This is a genomic window from Streptomyces dioscori, from assembly GCF_003024195.1.
Lineage (GTDB): Bacteria > Actinomycetota > Actinomycetes > Streptomycetales > Streptomycetaceae > Streptomyces > Streptomyces dioscori.
Genome location: NZ_KZ679040.1, coordinates 509,500 through 530,506, shown reverse-complemented (window position 1 = coordinate 530,506; position 21,007 = coordinate 509,500). Strand labels below are relative to the sequence as shown.

Annotated in this window: 21 protein-coding genes; 10 read left to right on the top strand and 11 right to left on the bottom strand. The window is 72.2% G+C overall.

What is annotated here, in order from left to right:
- Positions 1 to 22: 22 nt before the first annotated feature.
- On the bottom strand, positions 23 to 865 hold the full coding sequence (locus tag C6Y14_RS10270; RefSeq protein ID WP_107016225.1) for an AfsR/SARP family transcriptional regulator: 843 nt from the start codon (positions 863 to 865) through the stop codon (positions 23 to 25).
- A 46-nt stretch (positions 866 to 911) separates the two neighbouring features.
- Positions 912 to 1,346, bottom strand: coding sequence for an ester cyclase (locus tag C6Y14_RS10265; protein WP_107016224.1), 435 nt, complete (start codon positions 1,344 to 1,346; stop codon positions 912 to 914).
- A 269-nt stretch (positions 1,347 to 1,615) separates the two neighbouring features.
- On the opposite strand from C6Y14_RS10265, the gene C6Y14_RS10260 reads away from it, so the two are divergent.
- Positions 1,616 to 2,476 (top strand): class I SAM-dependent methyltransferase, encoded by an 861-nt coding sequence (locus tag C6Y14_RS10260; RefSeq protein ID WP_107016223.1) that lies wholly within the window; start codon positions 1,616 to 1,618, stop codon positions 2,474 to 2,476.
- Positions 2,477 to 2,790: 314 nt separating this feature from the next.
- Here C6Y14_RS10260 and C6Y14_RS10255 read toward each other — a convergent pair whose 3' ends face one another.
- From C6Y14_RS10255 to C6Y14_RS10230, 6 genes are all read right to left on the bottom strand, one after another.
- Entirely contained in the window at positions 2,791 to 3,843 is a 1,053-nt protein-coding gene (locus tag C6Y14_RS10255; RefSeq protein ID WP_107016222.1) for an acyltransferase domain-containing protein, read from the bottom strand.
- The gene (locus C6Y14_RS10250) at positions 3,840 to 5,066 is read right to left on the bottom strand and encodes a ketoacyl-ACP synthase III family protein (RefSeq protein ID WP_107016221.1); all 1,227 of its coding nucleotides are present in this window, start codon (positions 5,064 to 5,066) and stop codon (positions 3,840 to 3,842) included. The genes C6Y14_RS10255 and C6Y14_RS10250 overlap by 4 nt, the downstream gene beginning before the upstream one ends.
- Positions 5,066 to 5,341, bottom strand: a complete 276-nt coding sequence (locus C6Y14_RS10245) for an acyl carrier protein (RefSeq protein WP_107016220.1) — start codon at positions 5,339 to 5,341, stop codon at positions 5,066 to 5,068. Before C6Y14_RS10245 ends, C6Y14_RS10250 begins: the two co-directional genes overlap by 1 nt.
- A gap of 79 nt (positions 5,342 to 5,420) precedes the next feature.
- Positions 5,421 to 6,686, bottom strand: coding sequence for a ketosynthase chain-length factor (locus C6Y14_RS10240; RefSeq protein ID WP_107016219.1), 1,266 nt, complete (start codon positions 6,684 to 6,686; stop codon positions 5,421 to 5,423).
- Positions 6,683 to 7,954: a beta-ketoacyl-[acyl-carrier-protein] synthase family protein gene (locus tag C6Y14_RS10235; RefSeq protein WP_107016218.1), complete on the bottom strand. Its 1,272-nt coding sequence runs from the start codon at positions 7,952 to 7,954 to the stop codon at positions 6,683 to 6,685. The genes C6Y14_RS10240 and C6Y14_RS10235 overlap by 4 nt, the downstream gene beginning before the upstream one ends.
- On the bottom strand, positions 7,951 to 8,349 hold the full coding sequence (locus C6Y14_RS10230) for an antibiotic biosynthesis monooxygenase family protein (RefSeq protein WP_107016217.1): 399 nt from the start codon (positions 8,347 to 8,349) through the stop codon (positions 7,951 to 7,953). Before C6Y14_RS10230 ends, C6Y14_RS10235 begins: the two co-directional genes overlap by 4 nt.
- A gap of 357 nt (positions 8,350 to 8,706) precedes the next feature.
- Here C6Y14_RS10230 and C6Y14_RS10225 point away from each other — a divergent pair, with 357 nt between their 5' ends.
- From C6Y14_RS10225 to C6Y14_RS10195, 6 genes are all read left to right on the top strand, one after another.
- Positions 8,707 to 9,492, top strand: coding sequence for an SDR family NAD(P)-dependent oxidoreductase (locus C6Y14_RS10225; RefSeq protein WP_107016216.1), 786 nt, complete (start codon positions 8,707 to 8,709; stop codon positions 9,490 to 9,492).
- A 76-nt stretch (positions 9,493 to 9,568) separates the two neighbouring features.
- Positions 9,569 to 11,005 carry an SRPBCC family protein gene (locus C6Y14_RS45685; protein WP_107016215.1) on the top strand — a complete coding sequence of 479 codons (1,437 nt, stop codon included), beginning with the start codon at positions 9,569 to 9,571 and terminating at the stop codon, positions 11,003 to 11,005.
- A 43-nt stretch (positions 11,006 to 11,048) separates the two neighbouring features.
- The gene (locus C6Y14_RS10215; RefSeq protein WP_225890993.1) at positions 11,049 to 12,413 is read left to right on the top strand and encodes an activator-dependent family glycosyltransferase; all 1,365 of its coding nucleotides are present in this window, start codon (positions 11,049 to 11,051) and stop codon (positions 12,411 to 12,413) included.
- Entirely contained in the window at positions 12,414 to 13,031 is a 618-nt protein-coding gene (locus C6Y14_RS10205; RefSeq protein WP_107016214.1) for a dTDP-4-dehydrorhamnose 3,5-epimerase family protein, read from the top strand. It abuts the gene before it with no gap.
- On the top strand, positions 13,019 to 13,963 hold the full coding sequence (locus tag C6Y14_RS10200; protein WP_225890992.1) for an NAD-dependent epimerase/dehydratase family protein: 945 nt from the start codon (positions 13,019 to 13,021) through the stop codon (positions 13,961 to 13,963). The genes C6Y14_RS10205 and C6Y14_RS10200 overlap by 13 nt, the downstream gene beginning before the upstream one ends.
- Positions 13,964 to 14,036: 73 nt before the next feature.
- Entirely contained in the window at positions 14,037 to 15,389 is a 1,353-nt protein-coding gene (locus tag C6Y14_RS10195; protein ID WP_107016213.1) for an NDP-hexose 2,3-dehydratase family protein, read from the top strand.
- Positions 15,390 to 15,518: 129 nt separating this feature from the next.
- Here C6Y14_RS10195 and C6Y14_RS10190 read toward each other — a convergent pair whose 3' ends face one another.
- The gene (locus C6Y14_RS10190; protein ID WP_107016212.1) at positions 15,519 to 16,628 is read right to left on the bottom strand and encodes a DegT/DnrJ/EryC1/StrS family aminotransferase; all 1,110 of its coding nucleotides are present in this window, start codon (positions 16,626 to 16,628) and stop codon (positions 15,519 to 15,521) included.
- Between the two features lie 208 nt (positions 16,629 to 16,836).
- On the opposite strand from C6Y14_RS10190, the gene rfbA reads away from it, so the two are divergent.
- Positions 16,837 to 17,712, top strand: a complete 876-nt coding sequence (rfbA, locus tag C6Y14_RS10185) for a glucose-1-phosphate thymidylyltransferase RfbA (protein ID WP_107016211.1) — start codon at positions 16,837 to 16,839, stop codon at positions 17,710 to 17,712.
- Between the two features lie 45 nt (positions 17,713 to 17,757).
- On the opposite strand, the gene C6Y14_RS10180 is transcribed toward rfbA, so the two are convergent.
- Positions 17,758 to 18,492, bottom strand: a complete 735-nt coding sequence (locus C6Y14_RS10180; protein WP_107016210.1) for a class I SAM-dependent methyltransferase — start codon at positions 18,490 to 18,492, stop codon at positions 17,758 to 17,760.
- Between the two features lie 77 nt (positions 18,493 to 18,569).
- Positions 18,570 to 19,355 carry a cyclase family protein gene (locus C6Y14_RS10175; RefSeq protein WP_107016209.1) on the bottom strand — a complete coding sequence of 262 codons (786 nt, stop codon included), beginning with the start codon at positions 19,353 to 19,355 and terminating at the stop codon, positions 18,570 to 18,572.
- A 236-nt stretch (positions 19,356 to 19,591) separates the two neighbouring features.
- Between C6Y14_RS10175 and C6Y14_RS10170 the strand changes: the two genes are divergently transcribed.
- The gene (locus C6Y14_RS10170; RefSeq protein WP_107016208.1) at positions 19,592 to 20,026 is read left to right on the top strand and encodes a nuclear transport factor 2 family protein; all 435 of its coding nucleotides are present in this window, start codon (positions 19,592 to 19,594) and stop codon (positions 20,024 to 20,026) included.
- A 45-nt stretch (positions 20,027 to 20,071) separates the two neighbouring features.
- Positions 20,072 to 20,956, top strand: coding sequence for an SDR family NAD(P)-dependent oxidoreductase (locus C6Y14_RS10165; protein WP_107016207.1), 885 nt, complete (start codon positions 20,072 to 20,074; stop codon positions 20,954 to 20,956).
- Positions 20,957 to 21,007 lie beyond the last annotated feature (51 nt).

The window sequence follows — 21,007 nt, the reverse complement described above, 5'->3', positions numbered from 1 at the left end:
AGTACTGGTAGCCCGTGAGGCGTCAGTAGGGGCGCGCCCCGCCGAACGCGCTGGCCGGGACCGCGACCGGGGCCCGGCCCACCGCGAAACGGGGCTCGAAGTCGGTGTCCGCGTTCAGCACCGCCCGGTGCAGCCGCTGCACCTGGGGCCCCGGTTCCAGACCGAGGCCCGCGACCAGGGCGCCCCGCAGCCGGTGGAAGACCTGGAGCGCCTGGGCCCGGCGGCCACTGAGGTGCAGGGCCCACATGTACTGGCCGTGCAGGCCCTCGTGCAGCGGGTTCTCCACCGTGAGGGCCGCCAGCTCGGCCAGCACCTCGCGGTACATGCCGAGCCGCAGCTCCACGTCGACCAGGTACTCGAAGGCGGCGAGCCGGGACTCCTCCAGCTGCCGGCGCCTGCTCTCCAGCACCCGCCCGGCCGGTACGTCGACCAGCGCGGGGCCCCGCCACATCAGCAGCGCCTCGTTCAGGTCCCGTACCCCGGCCGCGTCGTCGCCGCGCACCAGCGCCTCCCGGCCGGCGGTCACCAGACGCCGGTAGCGGTGCAGGTCGAGTGTGCCCGCCTCGGCGGCCAGCACGTATCCGCCCGCCCGGGTCACCAGGATGTCGCGGGCCACCTCGTCGGTGGTCAGCCCGGTGACCGCGGAGAACATCTTGCGCAGGTTCAGGATGTACGTCTGCAGCGTGGTCAGACCGCTCACGGGCGGATCGTCGTCCCACAGATCCCGCACCAGCGACGGCACGGGCACCACCTGTCCCGTGTGGACCAGCAGCATCGCCAGTACGTTCCGCAGCTTCGGGGCGCTCGGGGCGGTCGTCTCCCCGTCCACCTGGACGTACAGCGGTCCCAGCACACCGAATTCCATCGCGCTTCCCCCTACCCCTGATCTCCGGCCTTCGAGGAATCCGCCGTCACGGACGGCGGTGCTCCTTCTCCGGCCACGGCTCACCGAGCTGGCGGTAGGTGCCCTGGTAGTCGGGCCAGTCACGGTGGTGGTGGATCTTGCCGTCGACGAAGTGGAGGAGGTGGATCTGCTCGCCGGAGAACAGCCGTCCGGTGGGGGCCATGCCGACCATCTCACCGACGTGCCGCCCGTAGAGCACCAGCCGGGCGCGCACCCAGTCGCCGTTCTCCTCGATGGCCACCTCCTCCAGGCGCGCGTCCTCCGAGAACGTCCTCTTGACCCACGCGACATTGATCGCGAAAAGCTCCGGGCCACGCAGCGAGGTGAATTCCAGAGTTCCCGGATTCATGTATTCCGGATGGATGTAGTCGGCCACATCGTCCGTTTTCCCGGTGTTGTACGCCTCCACCAGGCGCCGGACGCTCGCTATCTGGTCGCTCACGTTTTCTCCTCCTGAATCGGTACGAAACCGGTCCCGAATCATCGGCTGCCGACCCTGAATCGGGCACTGCCGATGCGGAACCGGTGCGGCGGTACGTTCCGGAATCAATTCTTAGGAGACGCGATCCTCCGGAACAAGAGCGGATCGGCCTCCCGGGGACTTCTTTGCTTTGTGTCCAGCGGCGGTCCAGTGGCGCTCCAAGGCCTCTCCATCCGTGCCCGAGACCGGCGGGGAAAAGTGGTGTGTCCACCGAGAGAGCGGGAGATTCAGTGGACACGTCCACGTACAAATCCGAAGTGGCGGCGGCCTTCAACAGTGCCGCGGCGTCCTACGACCGGCTCGGCGTGGAGTTCTTCACTCCGATGGGCCGGCGCCTGGTGGAGCGCGCGGCCCCCGGCGAGGGCGCACGCGTCCTCGACGTCTGCTGCGGCCGGGGGGCCTGTGTCTTCCCCGCGGCCGAGCGGGTCGGGCCGACGGGCCGTGTCGTGGGCATCGACGTCGCGGAGGCGATGGTCGAGGAGGCCGCGAAGGAGGCCGCGCTGCGCGATGCCGGCACGGTCGAGCTGCGGGTGATGGACGGGGAGCACCCCGACTTCGAACCTGGCTCCTTCGACGTCGTCCTGGGCAGCTACAGCGTCATCTTCCTGCCCGACGCGCCCGCGGCGCTGGCCCGGTACGCGCCGCTGCTCTCCCCCGGCGGGCGGCTCGCCTTCACCAGCCCGGTGTTCAGCGAGGACACCTTCCCCTTCCTGCCACCGGTGTTCACCGAGCTCATCCCGCGCGAGCTGCTGCTCGACCTGCCGCCGCAGTGGCAGCCCGAGCGTCTGTCGCAGCGTTTCAACAGCTGGCTCGCGGACCCGGCCGACCTCGCCCGCACCCTGGAGAAGGCGGGCTTCCAGGACGTGTCGGTCGTCGACGAGTCCGTCCAGCTGGTGGCCGAGTCCGGGACGGCCTGGGTGGACTGGTCGCACACGCAGGGCATGCGCCTGCTCTGGAACCACCTCGCGGACGACAAGCGGCAGCAGTTGCGGGACCGGCTGATCACGTCGCTCGACGCGATGCGGGACGGGGACGGACCGCTCACGATCGACACACCCGTGCGGTACGTCACGGCAACCGTCCGCACCTGATCACGCCCTCGTGCCCCTCAGGGGCACGAGGAACGGCGCGACCAGCCCCCACCACCCCGCAGAAGACCAAGCCCACGCCCACCCCCCAGGGGCGCGAGGAACGGCGCGACCAGCCCCCACCGGCCCGCAGGTGACGAACCGACGCCCCGCCCCCCAGGGGCGCGGGGAACTGCGCGACCAGCCCCCACCGGCCCGCAGGTGACGAGCCGACGCCCCGCCCCCGTGCGATGACCGGGGGCGGGGCGTCCGTTGTACTTGGCTCCGTGCGGGGTGCGCAGCGCTCCGCACGGGGCGTGTCGTGCGGGGGCGTGCCGTCAGACAGCCGGGGCCGAGGACGGGGTGCCCCGGGGCGTGGCGGCGCGGGGCGTGGCGGCGCGGGCGGTCGGGGAGCCCGCCCCCGCGATGCGCGCCGCGGCGGCCTCCACTGCGGCCCGGTCCGCTTCCGGTGGACCGGGCCGGGGCGGCAGCAGTGACACCACCGTGCTGGTGCCCCGCCGGACGGCCGGGTGGCGGCGGGCCACCTGGGACAGGCCCTGGCCGGGTCCCACCTCCACCAGCAGGTGGTCGCCCGTCGCCAGCAGCCCCTCCAGTGCGGGCCAGAAGAGCACCGGCGCGACGGGCTGCCGTGCCCAGAAGGACGGGTCGTCGATGTCGGCCCGGGTCAACGGGGCAGCCGTATACGCCGAGTGGACCGGCACCGACGGCGCAGCCTTGGGCACCGCTGCGAAGCGTTCCGCCGCGCCCCGGCAGGCCGGTTCCAGCAGGGGGCTGTGGAAGGCGCTGAGCGACGGGACCCGGCGGCAGACGAACCCGGCCTCCCCCAGCGCCCGGCCGGCCTTGTCCAGTGGTCCGTCGGGGCCGGCCAGGATGGTCTGGCGCGGGGCGTTGACCGCGCCCACGACCACGTCCCCGCTCAGATACGGCTCCACCTCCGCCGTGGACGCGGCCACCGCGAGCATGCCGCCCGGCGGGGCCTTCGCCAGCCGCGCGACCCGGTCGAGCACCAGACCCACCGCGTCCCGCGTACTGAACACCCCGGCCAGTACCGACGAGGCCAGCTCCCCAATGCTGTGCCCGAGCAGGGCGGCCGGGCGCACGCCCCAGCTCAGCACGAGCCGGCCCAGCGCGAGGTCCACCGCGAAGAGCAGCGGCTGCGAGCGGGTGACGTGGTCCAGTTCCGTGGCGGGGCGTTCGGCGAGCCAGTCCTCGCGCAGCGGACCGCCCTCGGGGCCCGCCGCGTCGAAGAACTCGTCCATCGCCTCGGTGAACACCGGCTCGTACCCGTACAGGCCCGTGGCCATCAGCGGATGCTGGGAGCCCTGGCCCGGGAGCAACAGGGCGACGGGCAGCGGACGTTCGGCGGTCATGCGGCCTCTCCTGGCAGTGTCGTGGGGGCCGTGGCCCCCGTGGTCGGCGTCGCCGCCCAGGCGGGCCGTTCCAGCATTTCGACGACCGCGCAGGAGTAGGTGAACCCGGCGCCCACGCTCATCCACACGACGAGGTCCCCGGCGCCGAGGCTCCCGGAGGCGACCAGGTGGTCGAACCCGGCGATCTGGTCACCGGCGCCGAGGTGCCCGATGCCCCGGCTCCACTCCCAGGTGGTGCGCTCCTCGGCGATGCCGAAGCGGGCGAGATGTCCCGCCCGCAGCCGTTTGCGGCCCAGGTGGGGCAGGACGAACCGGTCGACGTCGGCGAGCGTGACCCCGGCGGCGGCGAGGGCCCGCTCGACGGCCAGGTCCTGCGCGGCCCCGCTCGCCGCGATCACCCGGGGCACCCGGTGGGTGGCCAGGAAGTCCTTCTTGCAGGCGTCCAGGTCGACCACCGGCCGGTGGCTGAACGGCGCGTGGCCGAACGGGTCGTCACCGCGGTGCATGCCCTGCAGCTCCGGTACGGAGACGGTGGCCAGGCCCCGGATCCGGGCGAAGCCCTCCCGCGAGGACAGCACGAGGGCGGTGCCCCCGTCCCCGTAGAAGGTGCCGGAGTCGCTGCGCCAGCGGTCGAAGCCGGGCGGGCGGAAGGCGTCGCCGGTCGTCAGCAGGACCCGGCGGTCCGGCTCTCCGGCCGCCGGGCCCGCCCGGAGGTGGTCCACCGCGAGCCCGAGTCCGGCCATGCCCCCGTTGGAGACCTGGCCCACCTCGATCGCGGGGCACTGGTTGCCGACGGCCGTGCGCTGGACGTACGAGGCGGGCGCCCACAGGTCGTGGCCCTGGTAGAAGAAGCTGGCGTGCAGGATCAGCGACACGTCACCGGAGCCCGACGCATCACCGGAGCCGGGCACGCCACCGGAGCGGGACTCGCGGTCGGAGCCGGTGCCGGAACCGGAGTTGGTGCCCTCGTGCCGGAGGCCGGACCGCTCAAGGGCGGTCCGGGCCGCGCGGGCCGCCATCTCGGGGGCCGGTTCGTCCTGCGCCACGGCCACCGACAGCATGCCGGTGGTCGTGGCCAGGGCCTCGTCGCACAGTCCGGCCGCGACGGCGTCCGCGACCGGCGTGCGGGGCGGCAGCCACACCGCGCACCCCGCGATCCGGATGTCCGGCGCCGGGCTCTCCACGGCGGGAGCTCCCCCGGCGCCGGCGCCCGCCTCGGTCATCAGGCGGCCCCCGCCGCGGGCACGCGGTCGGCGATGGCGGTGTTCACGGCGGCGACGAACGCCGCGGGGGTCAGCGCGTCGCCGAGCGTCTCCTCGGGCAGCGTGATGCCGTAGCCGCGTTCGACCCTGCTGATCGCCTCCATGAGGGCCAGCGAGTCGTAGCCGAGCAGCGCGAACTCCTGGTCCGCGGCGGCGCTGGACAGGTCGACGGCCTCCTCCTCGCCTGCGCACTCACGCATGATCTTGAACAGGTCCTCGGTGGTGAAAGCGGACATGACGTTCTCCTTCTACGGGCGATGGTGAGTGGGGTGGTCGTGAGGGGGGGGATGGTGAGTGGGGTGGTGGTCGACGGATTCAGGCCGCCGAGGGACCGCGTACGACCATGGCGCTGTTGAAGCCCCCGCGGCCCCGCGCCAGTACCAGCGCGGCGTCTCCCGTGACGGGCCGCGGGGCGCCGGTCACCAGGTCGATGTCGTGGCCCGTGGTCTCCTCGACGTGGACCGTCGGCGGGACGACACCGTCCCGCAGGCCGAACAGGGCGGTGACGAGGTCGAGCGGCGCGGCGCCCGAGTAGAGGCGTCCCGTCATGGTCTTGGGGACCGAGACCGGTACACCGCCGGGCCCGAAGACCGCGGCCAGGGCCTGGGCCTCGACGCGGTCGGGTTCCGGTTCGCCGGCGCCGTCCGCGAGGACGAACGCGATGTCCCCGGGGCGCAGTCCGGCGTCGTCCAGCGCCCCGCGCACGGCCCGCTCCAGGTTGGCCGGACGGCCCGACCCCGGGCGGGGGTCGAAGGTGGCGGCGTACCCGCTGATCTCCCCGTGCACCCGCGCCCCGCGCTGCCGGGCCCGGTCCGCGTCCTCCAGGGTGAGGATCGCTCCGCCCTCGCCGGGCACATGGCCGTCGGCGGCGGCGTCGAAGGGCAGATAGGCGCGGGTCGGGTCCTCGCTTCCGCTGAGGATGCCCGCGGAGATCTGCGCGGCGAGCCCGTACGGGCACAGCGAGGCGTCCATGCCGCCCGTCAGCATCAGCGGGGTGCCCCTGCGGATGCGGCGTCTGGCCTGGGCGACCGCGTCGAGGCCGCCCGCCTGGTCGGTGACGAGGACCCCGGTGGGCCCACGCAGATCGTGCCGGATGGAGACCTGGCCCGAGTTGACCGCGTAGAACCAGGCGAAGGACATGTACGCGCTGACGTGCTTGGGGTCCTTGCCCCACAGGTGGCCCAGTTCGCGCTGGCCGAACTCGAAGCCGCCGGAGGCGCTGGCGGTGACCACCCCGCGCTCGTCGGCGGGCAGGCTGTCGGCGCTCAGACCGGCGTCCGCGAGCGCCCAGTCGGCGCCCGCGAGGGCGAACTGCGTGGTGCGGTCGGTCTGCGGGACGAGCCGGCTGGGGATGTGGTCGCGCACCGAGAACCCGGTGACCTCGCCGGCCAGCCGGGAGGGGTACGAGGACGGGTCGAAGCGGGTGATGCGGGCGATGCCGCTCTCCCCGCGCAGGGTCGCCGCCCAGTACTCCTCGGCCCCGATGCCGTTGGGCGCGAGCACGCCGACCCCGGTGACCACGGCTCTGGCGGTCCCGGACACGGTCGTCGTCGGCCCAGCGGTCGTGGGCGCGGTGGTCATGGGCGCCTCCCTTCGGACGCGGTGAGCACCATCGCGCTCTGGAAGCCGCCGAAGCCGCTGCCGACCGTCAGCACGGTGTCGACGGGCTGGTCGCGGGCGGTCAACGGCACGTAGTCGAGGTCGAGTTGGGGGTCCGGTTCGTGCAGGCCCGCCGTGGGGGGAATCACGCCGTGCCGGATCACCAGGGCGGAGGCGGCGGCCTCGATGGAGCCGACGGCGCCGAGCGAGTGGCCGATGACCGCCTTGATGGAGCTGACCGGGACGCGGTGGGCGTGCTCGCCCAGGCTGTGCTTGATGGCGGCCGTCTCGTGGATGTCGTTCTGCCGGGTGGCGGTGCCGTGCGCGTTGACGTAGCCGACGGCCTCGCGGTCGATACGGGCGTCGTCGAGCGCGCCGATGATCGCGGCGGCCATCTCCAGGCCGTCGGGACGCAGCCCGGTCATGTGGTGGGCGTTGGCGCGCGCGGCGAACCCGGCGATCTCCGCGTACACCTGCGCCCCGCGCCGCAGCGCCGACTCCCGCTCCTCCAGTACGAGGACGGCGGCGCCCTCGCCCAGGACGAAGCCGCTGCGGGTCCGGTCGAAGGGCCGTGAGGCGTGGTCCGGGGTGTCGTTGCGCGGCGAGGTCGCCTTGATGGCGTCGAAGCAGGCCACGGTGATCGGCGCGATGGGGGCGTCGCTGCCCCCGGCGATCATGATGTCGGCGCTGCCCTCACGGATGAGTTCGACGGCGTGGCCCAGGGAGTCGAGGCCGGAGGTGCAGCCCGCCGACACGAGCGCGGCCGGGCCCTCGGCGCCGGCCTCCCAGGCGACCTCCGCCGCCATCGAGCTGGGCACGAAGTAGTCGTACAGGTACGGGGTGCCCGCCGCGTGGTCGACCAGCCACTGCTTGCCGCCGTCGCTGCGCGCGACGTACTCCTCCTCCAGTTTCAGCGTGCAGCCGACGGCGGAGCCGAGGCTGACGCCGGTCCGGTGCGCGTTGCTCCCGTCGATCTCCACGCCGCTGTCGGCGATCGCCTCGCGGGCGGCGACCAGGGCGAACTGGGAGGCGCGGTCGAGGCGGGCGGTGTCCCGGGCCGACAGTCCGTGACGGGCCCCGTCGAAGTCGACCTCGGCTGCCATCCGGGAGCGGAACGGTGTCGCGTCGAAGGCCGTGATGGTCCTGGTCGCGGAGACGCCGGAGACGATGCGTTCCCAGAACGCCTTCGTGCCGACACCGCCCGGGGCGATCACTCCGAGGCCGGTGATCACCACTCGGCGGGCGGTCATATCCCGTCCCCCGCGCCGGCCGCCCCGCCGAGCGCCGGGCTCTCGGGCGCCGGGTCCTCGGGCGCCGCCCCGCCGTCGCGGCGCAGCCGGGCCAGATACAGTTCCGGCCGACTTTCGGCGAGGGCCCGCAGCGCGCCCGCGTGCGGCTGGAAGTCGGCGTGCGAGACGGCCGCGCGGAACGAGGCGACGTCGCGCCACTCGGCGACGTTGACGTACTGGCCGGGCCGCTCCGCGTGCCGGGAGAGCGTGTGCCGGATCAGGCCCGGCTGCCGCGCCATGAACGCGGACGTCCGCGCGAACTCCTCCTCGAACACCTCGGGTTCGGCGTGCACGGTGAAGGTGTTCACGAAGGTCACGGCGCCGGCCTCCCTGGCGTCTGGCTCGTGATCCGTCATCAATGGCCTCCTCGTTCAACGGTGTTGCCCGGAATTGCCCGGTGTCGCCAGGTCTGTTTTTGACCCGTTCGTGTGACCCGGCAGCGCTTGACATCGTGCGGTCGTTCGTGTCGTTCCACGCTGCGTGCCTGGTCTCGCAGGCGGGTGGAAGGCCGCTGGAGCCCGGGCCGGGCCGTGGGTCGAGCGCGATTCGAGCGGCCGCTGAAACCCTCGCTGTCGTCCGGCATCCGGAGCGGACACCCATCACGGGCACCCACCACGGACCTCCTCCAGGGACGTCCGTGGCAGACACCCGTCGCAGACATCCGTCACCGACACCCGTCGCAGACACCCCGCAGGGACCGCTGAGGAGCCGTCATGCCGCCAGCAGCAGAAAGCGTCGCCATCGTCACCGGTGCCACCAGCGGGATCGGTCTCGCCGTGGCCCGGAGCCTGGCCGAGAGCGGGGCGCGGGTCTTCATCTGCGCCCGCGACGGCGACCGGGTCGCCCACACCGTCAAGGAGCTGCGCGAGGCCGGCCACGAGGTCGACGGCGCCTCATGCGACGTACGCGACACCGCGCGGGTACGGGCCTTCGTCCAGGAGGCGCGGGACCGGTTCGGCCCCGTCGGCGTCCTGGTGAACAACGCCGGCCGCAGCGGTGGCGGCCACACCGCGCAGATCCCCGACGAGCTGTGGCTCGACGTGATCGACACCAACCTGAACAGCGTCTTCCGGATGACCCGGGAGGTCCTGACGACCGGCGGAATGCTGGAGCTGAGCACCGGACGGATCGTCAACATCGCCTCGACCGGCGGCAAGCAGGGCGTGGCCCTGGGAGCGCCCTACTCGGCGTCGAAGCACGGCGTAATCGGCTTCACCAAGGCGCTGGGCCTGGAGCTGGCGAAGACGGGCATCACCGTCAACGCCGTCTGCCCCGGCTATGTCGAGACACCGATGGCCGAGCGGGTACGCCAGGGCTACGCGGGCGCCTGGGACATCACCGAGGACGAGGTGCTGGAGAAGTTCGAGGCGAAGATCCCCCTCGGCCGCTACTCCACGCCCGACGAGGTCGCCGGGCTCGTCGGCCATCTGCTCTCCCCGACGGCCGCGTCGATCACCGCCCAGGCGATGAACGTCTGCGGCGGGCTCGGCAACTACTGACAGCGGGCCCGGCCGTGCGCGGCCGCGGGCGGACAGCCCGGGGACCGGGCGGACCGGGCGGACAGAGGGGATCAGCATGGCGCAGGAGACGCAGCACGAGACGCAGCGCAAGGCGCAGCACGCGACGCAGCACGAGGTGCACACGACCGAGCACACCATCACGGTGGCCGCCGCCCCGGAGGCCGTCTTCGGCCTGGTGGAGCGGGCGCAGGACTGGCCGTTCGTCTTCCCGCCGAGCCTGCACGTGGAGTATCTGGAGCGCTCGGACGACGAGGAGCGGCTGCGGATCTGGGCCACCGCCAACGGCGAGGTCAAGTCCTGGACCTCGCGGCGGACCCTGGACCGCGACGGGCTGCGGATCCGCTTCCGCCAGGAGGTCTCCCAGGATCCCGTCGCCGCGATGGGCGGCGAGTGGATCGTCGAGGCGCTGCCCGACGGCGGCAGCCGGGTGCGGCTGCTGCACGACTTCCAGGCGGTCGACGGCCTGGAGCGCAACGTCGCCTGGATCCTGGAGGCGATCGAGCGCAACAGCGGCGCCGAGCTGGCCGCGCTGGAGTCCGCCGCGCTGCGCACCGGCACCGACGAGGCCCCGTACACCTTCGAGGACTCGGTGCGCATCGACGCCCCGGCCCAGGAGGTACGGGACTTCCTGCACGACGCGGGCCGGTGGCAGGAGCGGCTGCCGCACGTGGCCCGGGTGCTGCTGAAGGAGGACACGCCCGACGTCCAGCACCTGGAGATGGACACCCGCACACCCGACGGCTCGACGCACACCACGGCCTCGGTGCGGATCTGCCTGCCCGACGGGCGGATCTCGTACAAGCAGCTGCAGACGCCGGCCCTGATGTCGGTGCACACCGGTGAGTGGACGGTGCGGGAGATCCCGTCCGGCTGCGTGGCCGTCTCCCGGCACACCGTGGTCGTCAACGCCGCGGCCGTCACCAAGGTCCTCGGCGCCGGCGCCACCAGCGCCGACGCCCGCACCTTCATCCGGGACGCGCTCGGCGGCAACAGCACGATCACCATGCGGCACGCCAAGGAGTACGCGGAGGGGCGGGCGAAGTCCGGACCGGTGCCGCCCGCCGAGTACGCCTCGATCCAGCGGTTCTACGCCCGGCAGATGCGGCTCCTCGACGAGGGCGAGGGGGACGCCTGGGCGGCCACCTTCACCGAGGACGGGGTCTTCGACCAGAGCTCGTTCGCCGAGCCGGTGCGCGGCCGGGCGGCGATCGCGGCGGCGGTGCGCGGCCGGCCCGCGGCGCCCGCGGGCACGGTCCGCCGGCACTGGCTGGGCCTGCCGGCCGCCTGGCGGTTCCCGGACGGTTCGGTGCGCACCGGCTACGACGCCCTGGTCCTGTCGACCGCGGCGGGCGACGCACCACAGATCCGGCTGAGCACGTCGTGCCAGGACGTCCTCGTCGCCGACGGGGGCGAGGGCGGCAACGGAGACGGCAACGGAGACAGCGCCGGCTGGCTGGTGAAGCACCGGTACGTCGGCCACGACGGGCAGTGAGAACCGCCGCACGCCACCATCTGCTCTGCGAAGAGGGAGATCGATGAAGGTCCTGTTCACCACGTTCGCCGCGAAGTCCCATATGCATGCCCAGGTCCCGCTGGCCTGGGCCCTCCAGACCGCCGGCCACGAGGTCCGTGTCGCCAGCCAGCCGGACCTGGCGGAGGACATCACCCGTACCGGGCTGACCGCCGTGTGCGTCGGTGAGCCGCTGCTCCTGGAGGAGCAGATGCAGCGGGTCAACGAGGGCCTGGGCGACGACGCCGAGATCATGGAGAGCCAGGCGGAAGCCGGGATGGACATGACGGAGACCCGTCCCGAGATGCTCACCTGGGACCACGTCCTCGGGGTGTTCACCTCGATGACGGCGATGGCCTTCCAGAACTCCTGCCCGGAACGCATGATCGACGATCTGGTCGCGTTCAGCCGCGAGTGGCAGCCCGACCTGGTCGTCTGGGACACGCTGTCCTTCGCCGGGCCGGTGGCCGCGCAGGTCACCGGCGCCGCCCACGCCCGGCTGCTGTTCGGCCTCGACCTGCTGGGGCGGATGCGCGAGACCTTCCTCGACCTGCAGGCGGAGCGGCTGCCCGAGCAGCGGGACGATCCGCTGCGCGAGTGGCTGACCTGGACGCTCGGCCGCTACGGCGCCGAGTTCGAGGAGGACGTGGCGGTCGGGCAGTGGACGGTCGACCCGGTGCCGCCGTCGATGCGGTTCCCGGTGAAGCAGCCGTTCGTCCCGCTGCGGTACATCCCCTACAACGGGCAGGCCGTCATCCCTGACTGGCTGCACGAGCCGCCGAAGAAGCGCCGGATCTGCCTGACCCTCGGCGTGGCCCACCGCGAGGTCCTGGACGGCGACCGTGCCTCGATCGGCGAGCTCGTCTCGGCGCTGGCGGAGCTGGACGTCGAGGTGGTCGCGACCCTCAACGAGAAGCAGCTCGCCGGTCTCGAACTCCCCGACAACGTACGGGCCGTCGACTTCGTCCCGCTCAACGCGCTGCTGCCGACCTGCTCCGCGGTCATCCACCACGGCGGCAGCGGCACCTTCCAGACGGCGCTCGCGCACGGGGTCCCGCAGCTGATCGTGCCCGACATGGTCTGGGACACCATCCACAAGGCGAAGCAGCTGGAGAAGACCGGCGCGGGTCTGTACCTGCACGACGTCGACCACTACACCGCGCAGGACCTGCGCGACCACGTGCTGCGGCTGCTGGACGAGCCGTCGTTCGCACAGAACTGCGCGCGGATCCGCCGGGAGATGGTGGGCACGCCGAGCCCCAACGACATCGTCCCGGTGCTGGAGAAACTCGTGGCGGAACACCGCGCGGCACGAGGCACGACCGCCACCGCCACCGCCACCGCCACCGCCACCGCCACCGCCGGCGACACCGTCCGGGGGGAGCTGTAGATGACCACCGCCGTGAAGTTCCGCGAACTCGCCGTGTCCGGCGCGTACGCCTTCAACCCGCCCGTCTTCGAGGACGACCGCGGCCTGTTCACCTCGCCGTACCAGGAGCCGGCGTTCGTGGAGGCCCTGGGCCATCCCCTCTTCCCCGTCGCTCAGTCCAACCACAGCAGGTCGAAGCGCGGCACGGTCCGGGGCATCCACTACACGGTCACCCCGCCGGGCGTCGCCAAGTACGTGTACTGCGCCCGCGGCCGTGCCATCGACATCGTGGTGGACATCCGCGTCGGCTCGCCCACCTTCGGCCGCTGGGACTCCTCCGTGCTCGACCAGGAGACGTTCAGCGCGATGTACTTCCCGGTCGGCGTCGGGCACGCCTTCATCGCCCTGGAGGACGACACGGTGATGTCGTACATGCTCTCCGGCAGTTACGAGGCCCAGCACGAGCTGTCCCTGTCCCCGCTGGACCCGGCGCTCGGCCTGCCGATCCCGACGGACGTGGCGCCGCTGCTGTCCGCGCGGGACACGGCAGCTCCCCTGCTCGCCCAGGTGCGGGCGGAGGGCGGCCTGCCGGAGTACGACAAGTGCCGCCGGATCGAGGCCGCACTGTGGCGGCCCTGAGCGGCCGGCCGCCGGCCGAGGGGTCCCGGGTCGCGGTGCTCGGGGCCACCGGCTGCGTCGGCCGCTGTGTGAGCGCCGCGCTGGCCCGCGAGGGGCACGAGGTGCTCGCCGTCGCCCGGCGCGGCGGGCCCGCGGCGGCGGGGCACGTCTTCGCCGGCCTCGACGTGGCGGCGGTCCCGCCCGCCGAACTCGCCCGGCTGCTCACCCGGCACCGGGTGACCACCGTGGTCAATGTGACGGGCGGCTGGGGCACGACCGAGGAGGAGATGCGGTACGCCCACATCACCCTGGTCGAGCGGCTGGTGAAGGCCGTGACCCTGATGGACGACCGCCCGCGGCTCATCCATGTCGGCTCCATCCACGAGTACGGTCCGGTGGCCGAGCCGCTCGCCATCGGCGAGGACCTGGAGCCCCGGCCGGCCACCATGTACGCGCGGACCAAGCTGGCCGGCTCCGAGCTGGTGCTCGACGCCACCAGGGCGGGCCGGGTGGACGGGCTGGTGCTGCGCGCGGTGAACGTGTGCGGGCCCCGCACCACCCGGGCCAGCTTCCTCGGGGCGGTCGTCGACCGGCTGCGGGCCGCGGACGCGAGCGACCCGGTGACGCTGCGGGTCGCGGACGCGCGGCGGGACTTCATCGACGTGCGCGACCTGGCGGAGGCCGTGGTCCTCACCGTGACGTCACCGGCCACCGGACAGGTCGTCAACATCGGCCGCGGCGAGGCCACCGCCATGCGCGAACTGGTGGACCTGCTGGTCGCCGCCTCGGGCCTGCCGCCGCAGGCGATACGGGTCGAGGACGGGCCCATCGCCAGCAAGGGCGGCGGCTGGACCCTGGCCGACATCCGGCTGGCCGGCGAACTGCTCGGCTGGAAGCCGCGGATCACGCTGGCCGAGGCGATGCGGGCGACCTGGCAGACCCCCGCCGACTGAACCGCCCCACCGGGCGAGCCGCGTACACCCCTCCACGCTTCCATCCACGACGAATCCACGACGAGGAGTTCAGATGGCCGATGTGACGGCCCGTATCGCCAGGTCGGCCGCGGCGGTGGAGAGCCCGCGGACCGATCTCGCCGGATTCGACGACTGGTTCGCCGAGTACGGGCAGCAGATCTACACGACGGCCGAACGGATACCGCTGGCGGCCCTCGACCAGTGGTACCAGACCCCGGTCACCGGTGATCTGCGGCACCGCAGCGGCAAGTTCTTCACGGTCCACGGCCTTCGGGTGCACGATCCCGCCAACGCGGTGCCCTGGTGGGACCAGCCCATCATCGACCAGCCCGAGGTCGGCATCCTCGGCATCCTGATCAAGGAATTCGACGGCGTCCCGCACTTCCTGATGCAGGCCAAGGCGGAACCGGGCAACCCCGGCGGGCTGCAGCTGTCCCCCACCGTGCAGGCGACCCGCAGCAACTACACCGGCGTCCACAAGGGCAAGCCCGTGCCGTACGTGGACTACTTCCGGGACACCTCACGGCACCGGGTGCTCGCGGACGTCCGGCAGTCGGAACAGGGCGCCTGGTTCTACCGCAAGCGCAACCGCAACATGGTGGTGGAGACGACCACCGAGGTGGAGGTCCTGGAGGGCTTCCGCTGGTTCACGCTCGGGCAGCTGTACCGGCTGCTGTCGCGCGACGACATCATCAACATGGACGCCCGCACCGTACTGGCGTGCCTGCCGCACGCCGCGCGGCCGGACGGCGCCCTGCACCGGATGACCGACGTGCTGAGCTGGATCGCCGGCGCGCGGTCGCTGGCCTCGGTGCACACCGAGCGGATCGCCCTCAACGCGCTCGACGAGTGGCGGCACGGCGAAATGGGCTACGCGCACGAGAGCGGCGGCTTCTTCGACGTCATCGGGGTCTCCGTGACGGCCGCGGGACGCGAGGTCGGCACCTGGCGCCAGCCGATGATCGAGCCGCGCGGCACGGGCGTCATCGCCTTCCTGACCCGGGAGATCAGCGGGGAGCCGCACGTCCTGCTGCACGCCCGCACCGAGCCGGGCTACGCGGACGTGGTGGAACTGGCGCCGACCGTGCAGTGCGTGCCGGACAGTTACCGCTGGCTGCCGCCCGCCGCCCGGCCCCGCCACCTCGACGAGGTGCTGGCCGCCGGGCCCGAACGCATCCGCTACGAGGCCGTGCTCTCCGAGGAGGGCGGCCGTTTCTTCCACGCCCGCAACCGCTATCTGATCGTGGACAGCGACGTCCCCGAGGATCCCGGCCACCCCGACTACCGCTGGCTGACGATGGACCAGCTGACGCAGCTGCTCCGGCACAGCCACTACCTCAACGTGCAGGCCCGGAGCCTGGTGGCGTGCTGGCGCGCCCTGCGGGCGGCCGACTCCACCTGGTGACTTCCTGAAGGTGCCCCTTTGCGCGTGCCACCTTGCGCGTGCCCATCGGCACGCCGAAGGCCCGGCGGGATCCCTCCGCCGGGCCTTCGGTGTGCGCGGGGCGGGCCGGGGCGGGCCCGCCGCACGGGTTCAGAGGCTGTCCAGCACGTCACGCACCGCGCTGATCACCTTGTCCTGGATGTCCGGCGCGAGGGCCGGATACATGGGCAGCGAGAAGATCTGGCCCGCCAGTTCCTCCGTGACGGGCAGCGAGCCCGCCCCGTAGCCGAGGTGGGCGAACCCGGACATCGTGTGCACCGGCCAGGGGTAGCTGATGTTCAGCTCGATGTCGTACGTCTTGAGGGCCTTGATGATGTCGTCGCGCCGGGGGTGGCGCACCGTGTAGACGTAGTACACGTGCTCGTTGCCGGGGACGGTGTGCGGCAGCACCAGGCCGGTGTCGCCGAGCCCCTCCTCGTAGCGGCGGGCGACGGCCCGCCGCCCTTGTACGTAGGTGTCGAGGCGGCGCAGTTTGCGCCGCAGGATCTCGGCCTGCACCTCGTCGAGGCGGGAGTTGTGGCCCGGGGTGCCGACGACGTAGTACCGCTCCTCCATGCCGTAGTAGCGCAGCCGGCGCAGGGCACGGTGGGCGTCGTCCCGGGAGGTCACCACGGCCCCGCCGTCGCCGTAGGCGCCGAGCACCTTCGTCGGGTAGAAGGAGAAGGCGGCGGCGTCCCCGGTGGTGCCGGCCAGCCGTCCGTCGCGGCGGGCGCCGTGGGCCTGGGCGCAGTCCTCGACGAGGACCAGGCCGTGCTCGGCGGCGAGCGCCTCCAGGGGCGCCAGGTCGACGCACTGCCCGTAGAGGTGGACGGGGAGCAGGCACCGGGTCCGGGGGGTGAGGGCGGCGGCCACCTGCTCGGTGTCCATGAGGTAGCTGTCCGGGTGGACGTCGACGAACACCGGGGTGGCGCCCACCGAGTCGATCGCGATCACGGTGGGGGCCGCGGTGTTGGACACCGTGACGACCTCGTCGCCGGGGCCGACGCCGAGCGACTGGAGCGCCAGCTTGATCGCGTTGGTGCCGTTGTCGACGCCGACGCAGTGGCTCGCGCCGTGGTAGCCGGCGAACTCCTGCTCGAAGCCGCGGACACTGTCACCGAGGACGAGCTGACCCGAGTTGAAGACCGTTTCCACGGCGTCCAGAATATCGGCGCGTTCGTTCTCGTATTCCTGCCGGTAGTCCCATACGAGAGTCGTCATCGAATTCGCTTCCCTCCCATTGCTGACATCATTTCCTTGCCGCAGGGCGTCACCATCCCCTCGCAGCACATCACATGGCCGGGCCGGCCCACAACCCTACTTCTCCCTCTATTACCGCTCGAATTTCCCTGGACCAGCGGATTTCCTGCTTGCTGCCGAACTAATTCGGTCGTTAGCATGGACAGAAATCGAGGACAGGGGCATACCCATGAAGGGGATTATTCTCGCCGGCGGTACGGGAACAAGGCTCCATCCGATAACTGTTTCCGTGTCGAAACAGCTTCTCCCGGTCGGCGACAAACCGATGATCTACTATCCGCTCTCGGTACTGATGCTCGCGGACATCAAGGAAATCCTGCTCATCTGCACCGAGCGCGACCTGGACCAGTTCCGCCGGCTCCTGGGCGACGGCTCGCAGCTCGGCGTCCACATCGACTACGCGGTGCAGAACCGTCCCGCCGGGCTGGCCGAGGCCTTCGTCATCGGCGCCGACCATGTGGGCGACGACGACGTGGCCCTGGTGCTCGGCGACAACATCTTCCACGGCTACCACTTCTACGACCTGCTCCAGAGCAACGTCAAAGACGTACAGGGCTGTGTGCTGTTCGGTTATCCCGTGGAGGACCCCGAGCGCTACGGGGTGGGCGAGACCGACGCGTCGGGGCGTCTGGTCTCCCTGGAGGAGAAGCCGGCCCGGCCGCGCTCCGACCTCGCCATCACCGGGCTCTACCTCTACGACAACGAAGTGGTGGACATCGCCAAGAATCTCCGCCCCTCGGCGCGCGGAGAACTGGAGATCACCGACGTCAACCGGAATTACCTGGCCCGCGGCCGAGCCCGTCTGGTCGACCTCGGCCGCGGTTTCGCCTGGCTCGACGCCGGAACTCCGGAATCCCTGCTCCAGGCCGCCCAATATGTGCGGACCCTCGAAGAACGGCAGGGCGTACGGATCGCCTGCGTCGAGGAGGTCGCCCTCCGGATGGGATTCATCGACGCGGACCAATGCCACCGGCTCGGCGAGCAGATGTCCCAGTCGGGATACGGCCAGTACGTGATGTCGGTGGCCCGCGAAATGGCACCCTGAGCATCCGGGCCGCTTCCCGACCGGTCTCTTTCCGCCCGGCTTCTCTCAGTTCTTCCCGCGTACACCGGTCTTCTCGCGTACACCGACGAAAAGGCCGCGGCCGGTGGGACCGTCCTCCAGGAATTCCACCGAGCAGCCCGCGTCGGTGAACGCGGAGACGTACTCCTCCTTGGTGAACAGGTGCAGTACGTCGATCTCGGTGAACTGCTGGATACCGGTGGCGTCCCCCACGGTGAAGCGGACCTCCATACGGGTGGCCCGGCCCTTGCGGGTGGTGTGCGAGATCCGCGCGATCGTGCGGTGCTCCTCACGGGCCAGGTCACCCGCGACATAGCCCTCGATGAAGTTCTCGGGGAACCACCAGGGTTCGACGACCAGGACGCCGCCGGGCTCCAGGTGCGCGGCCATCGACCGCACGGCGGACCGCATGTCGTCCAATGTCTCCAGATACCCGATGGCGCAGAACATGCAGCTCACCGCGGTGTAGGTGCGGCCCAGCGAGAAGTCGCGCATGTCGCCCGCGTGGACCGTGGTGCCGGGCAGCCGCTGTTCGGCGAGCCGCCGCATCGGCTCCGCGATCTCCAGCCCCTCGGCGACCTCGAACCGCTCGCCGAACACGCTGAGATGGGCGCCCGTGCCGCAGGCCACGTCGAGCAGCGAGTCGGCACCCGGACGGCGTTCGGCGATGAGCCGCGAGACGTCCGCGGCCTCCTCCCCCCAGTCCTTGCCCCGGCTGCGGTAGATGGCCTCGTACACGTCCGCGAGTTCCCGGCCGTACATGTGTGTCTCCTCCCGTTGTCGCCCTGCTGGGCGTGGAACGTGGTCCGCCCGGCCGCGGTGCTGCGGCGGCCGTCCTCTCACTCGTCCTCGTCGAGCAGTGCCACCGCCCTCGCCCAGCCCGCTCCGGCGCCGGCGATCCGCACGGGGAAGCACGCGAGCCGGAAGCCGCGGGAGACGGGCAACTGGTCCAGTCCCGCGAGCCGTTCGATCTGGCAGTACTCCCGGTCCCGGCCGATCATGTGGGCGGGCCAGAGCACCGAGCGGTCCCCGGTCTCCCGGTAGCGGCCGATGATGTCGCCGAACGGCGCGTCCAGGCTGAAGGCGTCCGTGCCGATCACCCGTACGCCCTGGTCGAGCAGCAGGTGCACGGCCGAGCCGTCGAGACCGGTGAAGTCCGTGAAGTACTTCTGCGTCCCCGACCACGCGTCGGCGCCGGTCCGCAGCAGCACGATGTCCATGGGCGACAGGGTGTGGCCGATCCGGTCCAGCTCCCGCTGGAGCACGTCGGCGCCGACCGCGCCGGTGCCCTGGTCGCTCAGGTCGAAGACCACCGCGGGCCGGAAGAACCAGTCGAGCGGCATCTCGTCGATGTGCCGGGGCGGCCCGTCCCGGTAGGAGGCGCGCGTGCCGTAGTGCGAGGGCGCGTCGATGTGCGTCCCGGTGTGGGTCGTCAGCTGGAGCCGGTCGAGCGAGAGGAACTCGCCCTCCGGCAGGACCGCCGGATCGAAGTCGATCCCGAAGTGGTCGCGCATCTCCTCGCTCATGTGCGTGGCGGCCTCCTTCGGGCCGAGCACGTCGTGCACCACGGGATCGGGTTCAAAACCCGCCGCGTCCACGGGCGAGGACAGGTCGATGATGCGCACACGAGCCTCCCGGCGATGGGTTTCCGCAAGCGTTCCGCCGGCGTTCCTGCGGCCGGCCAGCCCATGCTCACCAGCGCGGCTAGAGAAGCGTTGGAGCCCGGCTGTACGGCCACCGGCCCGCCCGCACACTCCGCGCTCGACCGATCCTGGAGGGCGCACTGCCACCGTCGTGACCTCAGCCTCGGAAGCCGGGAGCGCACCCGCCCGGTCAACGGAAACGGCGGAAGGAACACGGCATGGCGGTACAGGCCCCGACGGCCCCGGCGGACGTCTACGCCGAGGTACAGCACTTCTACGCACGGCAGATGCGGGACCTGGACTCGGGCGAGGCCGAGACCTGGGCCGGCACCTTCACCGAGGACGGCGCCTTCAAGCCGCCCTCGCTCCCGGAGCCCGTACGCGGCCGTCCGGCCCTGACCGAGGGCGCCCGGCAGGCCGCCGCGGGTCTCGCCGCCGCCGGGGAGACCCACCGCCACTACGTCGGCATGCTCACCGTCACCCCGGCGGACGACGGCTCACTGACCGCCGAGAGCCTGGTGTCGATCGTCGCCGTCCCGCGCGGCGGCCCCGCCCGGCTGCACCTGGTGTGCGTCTGCCGTGACGTCCTCGTGCGCGAGGCGGGCCAACTGCTGGTCAGGGACAGGGTGGTGACCCGTGACGACCGGCCGTAGCGGGAGTCGACCGCGAATCGAGCGCCCCGGCCTACGGTCCCGGACATGAGCGCGACACCCGACACGGACGCCGCACAGGGCACGAACGCGGCGCAGGACACGGACGCCGCACGGGGCACGAACGGGGCGCAGAACACCGGAGCGACCCCGGGCGCGGGCGCGGCACAGGACCCCACCGCACCCGCGCCCCGGGGCGTGATCGTCACCGGTGGCGGGACCGGGATCGGGCGGGCCGTGGCCCGTGCCTTCGCCGACCGCGGCGACCGTGTGCTCGTGGTGGGCCGCACGCCCGCGACCCTCGCCCGGACCGCCGAGGGACATCCCGGCATCGACGTCCTCACCGCCGACCTCACCGACCCCGACACCCCGCGGGCCGTCACGGACGCGGCGCTGGACGCGTTCGGCCGTATCGACGTGCTGGTCAACAACGCGGCCTCCGGCGGTTTCGCCGCCCTCGCGGAGACCAAGCGGGAGGCGGCCCGCGACCAGCTCGACACCAACCTGCTGGCCCCGCTGCTGCTCACCCGGCAGACCCTGGACGCCCTCGCGGCACACGGCGGCGGGACCGTGCTGAACATCGGCTCGGCCGGCGCGCTGTACCGCCGTGCCTGGCCGGAGAACGGGATCTACGGCGCCGCCAAGGCCGGGCTCGACTTCCTCACCCGGACCTGGGCCGTGGAACTGGCGCCCCGCGGCATCCGGGTCCTGGGCCTCGCCCCGGGCGTGATCGACACCGGGATCGGTGAACGGTCCGGCATGACGCCGGAGGCCTACGCGGGCTTCCTCCAGCACATGGCCACCGTCGTGCCGGCCGGCCGGGTCGGCCGCCCGGAGGACATCGCCTGGTGGGCGGTCCAGCTCACCGACCCGCGCGCCGCCTACGCGACCGGCGCGGTGCTCGCGGTCGACGGCGGCCTGTCCCTCACCTGAGACCCGCACCAAGCCCCGCTGCCACAGCTGTGCCACACCCCGCCCCGAAGG

Excerpts from the sequence above, each read along its gene's own strand:
- C6Y14_RS10270 (WP_107016225.1), bottom strand. The coding sequence starts at position 865 with ATGGAATTCGGTGTGCTGGGACCGCTGTACGTCCAGGTGGACGGGGAG.
- C6Y14_RS10255 (WP_107016222.1), bottom strand. The coding sequence starts at position 3,843 with ATGACCGCCGAACGTCCGCTGCCCGTCGCCCTGTTGCTCCCGGGCCAG.
- C6Y14_RS10250 (WP_107016221.1), bottom strand. The coding sequence starts at position 5,066 with ATGACCGAGGCGGGCGCCGGCGCCGGGGGAGCTCCCGCCGTGGAGAGC.
- C6Y14_RS10245 (WP_107016220.1), bottom strand. The coding sequence starts at position 5,341 with ATGTCCGCTTTCACCACCGAGGACCTGTTCAAGATCATGCGTGAGTGC.
- C6Y14_RS10240 (WP_107016219.1), bottom strand. The coding sequence starts at position 6,686 with ATGACCACCGCGCCCACGACCGCTGGGCCGACGACGACCGTGTCCGGG.
- C6Y14_RS10235 (WP_107016218.1), bottom strand. The coding sequence starts at position 7,954 with ATGACCGCCCGCCGAGTGGTGATCACCGGCCTCGGAGTGATCGCCCCG.
- C6Y14_RS10230 (WP_107016217.1), bottom strand. The coding sequence starts at position 8,349 with ATGACGGATCACGAGCCAGACGCCAGGGAGGCCGGCGCCGTGACCTTC.
- C6Y14_RS10225 (WP_107016216.1), top strand. The coding sequence starts at position 8,707 with ATGCCGCCAGCAGCAGAAAGCGTCGCCATCGTCACCGGTGCCACCAGC.
- C6Y14_RS45685 (WP_107016215.1), top strand. The coding sequence starts at position 9,569 with ATGGCGCAGGAGACGCAGCACGAGACGCAGCGCAAGGCGCAGCACGCG.
- C6Y14_RS10215 (WP_225890993.1), top strand. The coding sequence starts at position 11,049 with ATGAAGGTCCTGTTCACCACGTTCGCCGCGAAGTCCCATATGCATGCC.
- C6Y14_RS10205 (WP_107016214.1), top strand. The coding sequence starts at position 12,414 with ATGACCACCGCCGTGAAGTTCCGCGAACTCGCCGTGTCCGGCGCGTAC.
- C6Y14_RS10195 (WP_107016213.1), top strand. The coding sequence starts at position 14,037 with ATGGCCGATGTGACGGCCCGTATCGCCAGGTCGGCCGCGGCGGTGGAG.
- C6Y14_RS10190 (WP_107016212.1), bottom strand. The coding sequence starts at position 16,628 with ATGACGACTCTCGTATGGGACTACCGGCAGGAATACGAGAACGAACGC.
- rfbA (WP_107016211.1), top strand. The coding sequence starts at position 16,837 with ATGAAGGGGATTATTCTCGCCGGCGGTACGGGAACAAGGCTCCATCCG.
- C6Y14_RS10180 (WP_107016210.1), bottom strand. The coding sequence starts at position 18,492 with ATGTACGGCCGGGAACTCGCGGACGTGTACGAGGCCATCTACCGCAGC.
- C6Y14_RS10170 (WP_107016208.1), top strand. The coding sequence starts at position 19,592 with ATGGCGGTACAGGCCCCGACGGCCCCGGCGGACGTCTACGCCGAGGTA.
- C6Y14_RS10165 (WP_107016207.1), top strand. The coding sequence starts at position 20,072 with ATGAGCGCGACACCCGACACGGACGCCGCACAGGGCACGAACGCGGCG.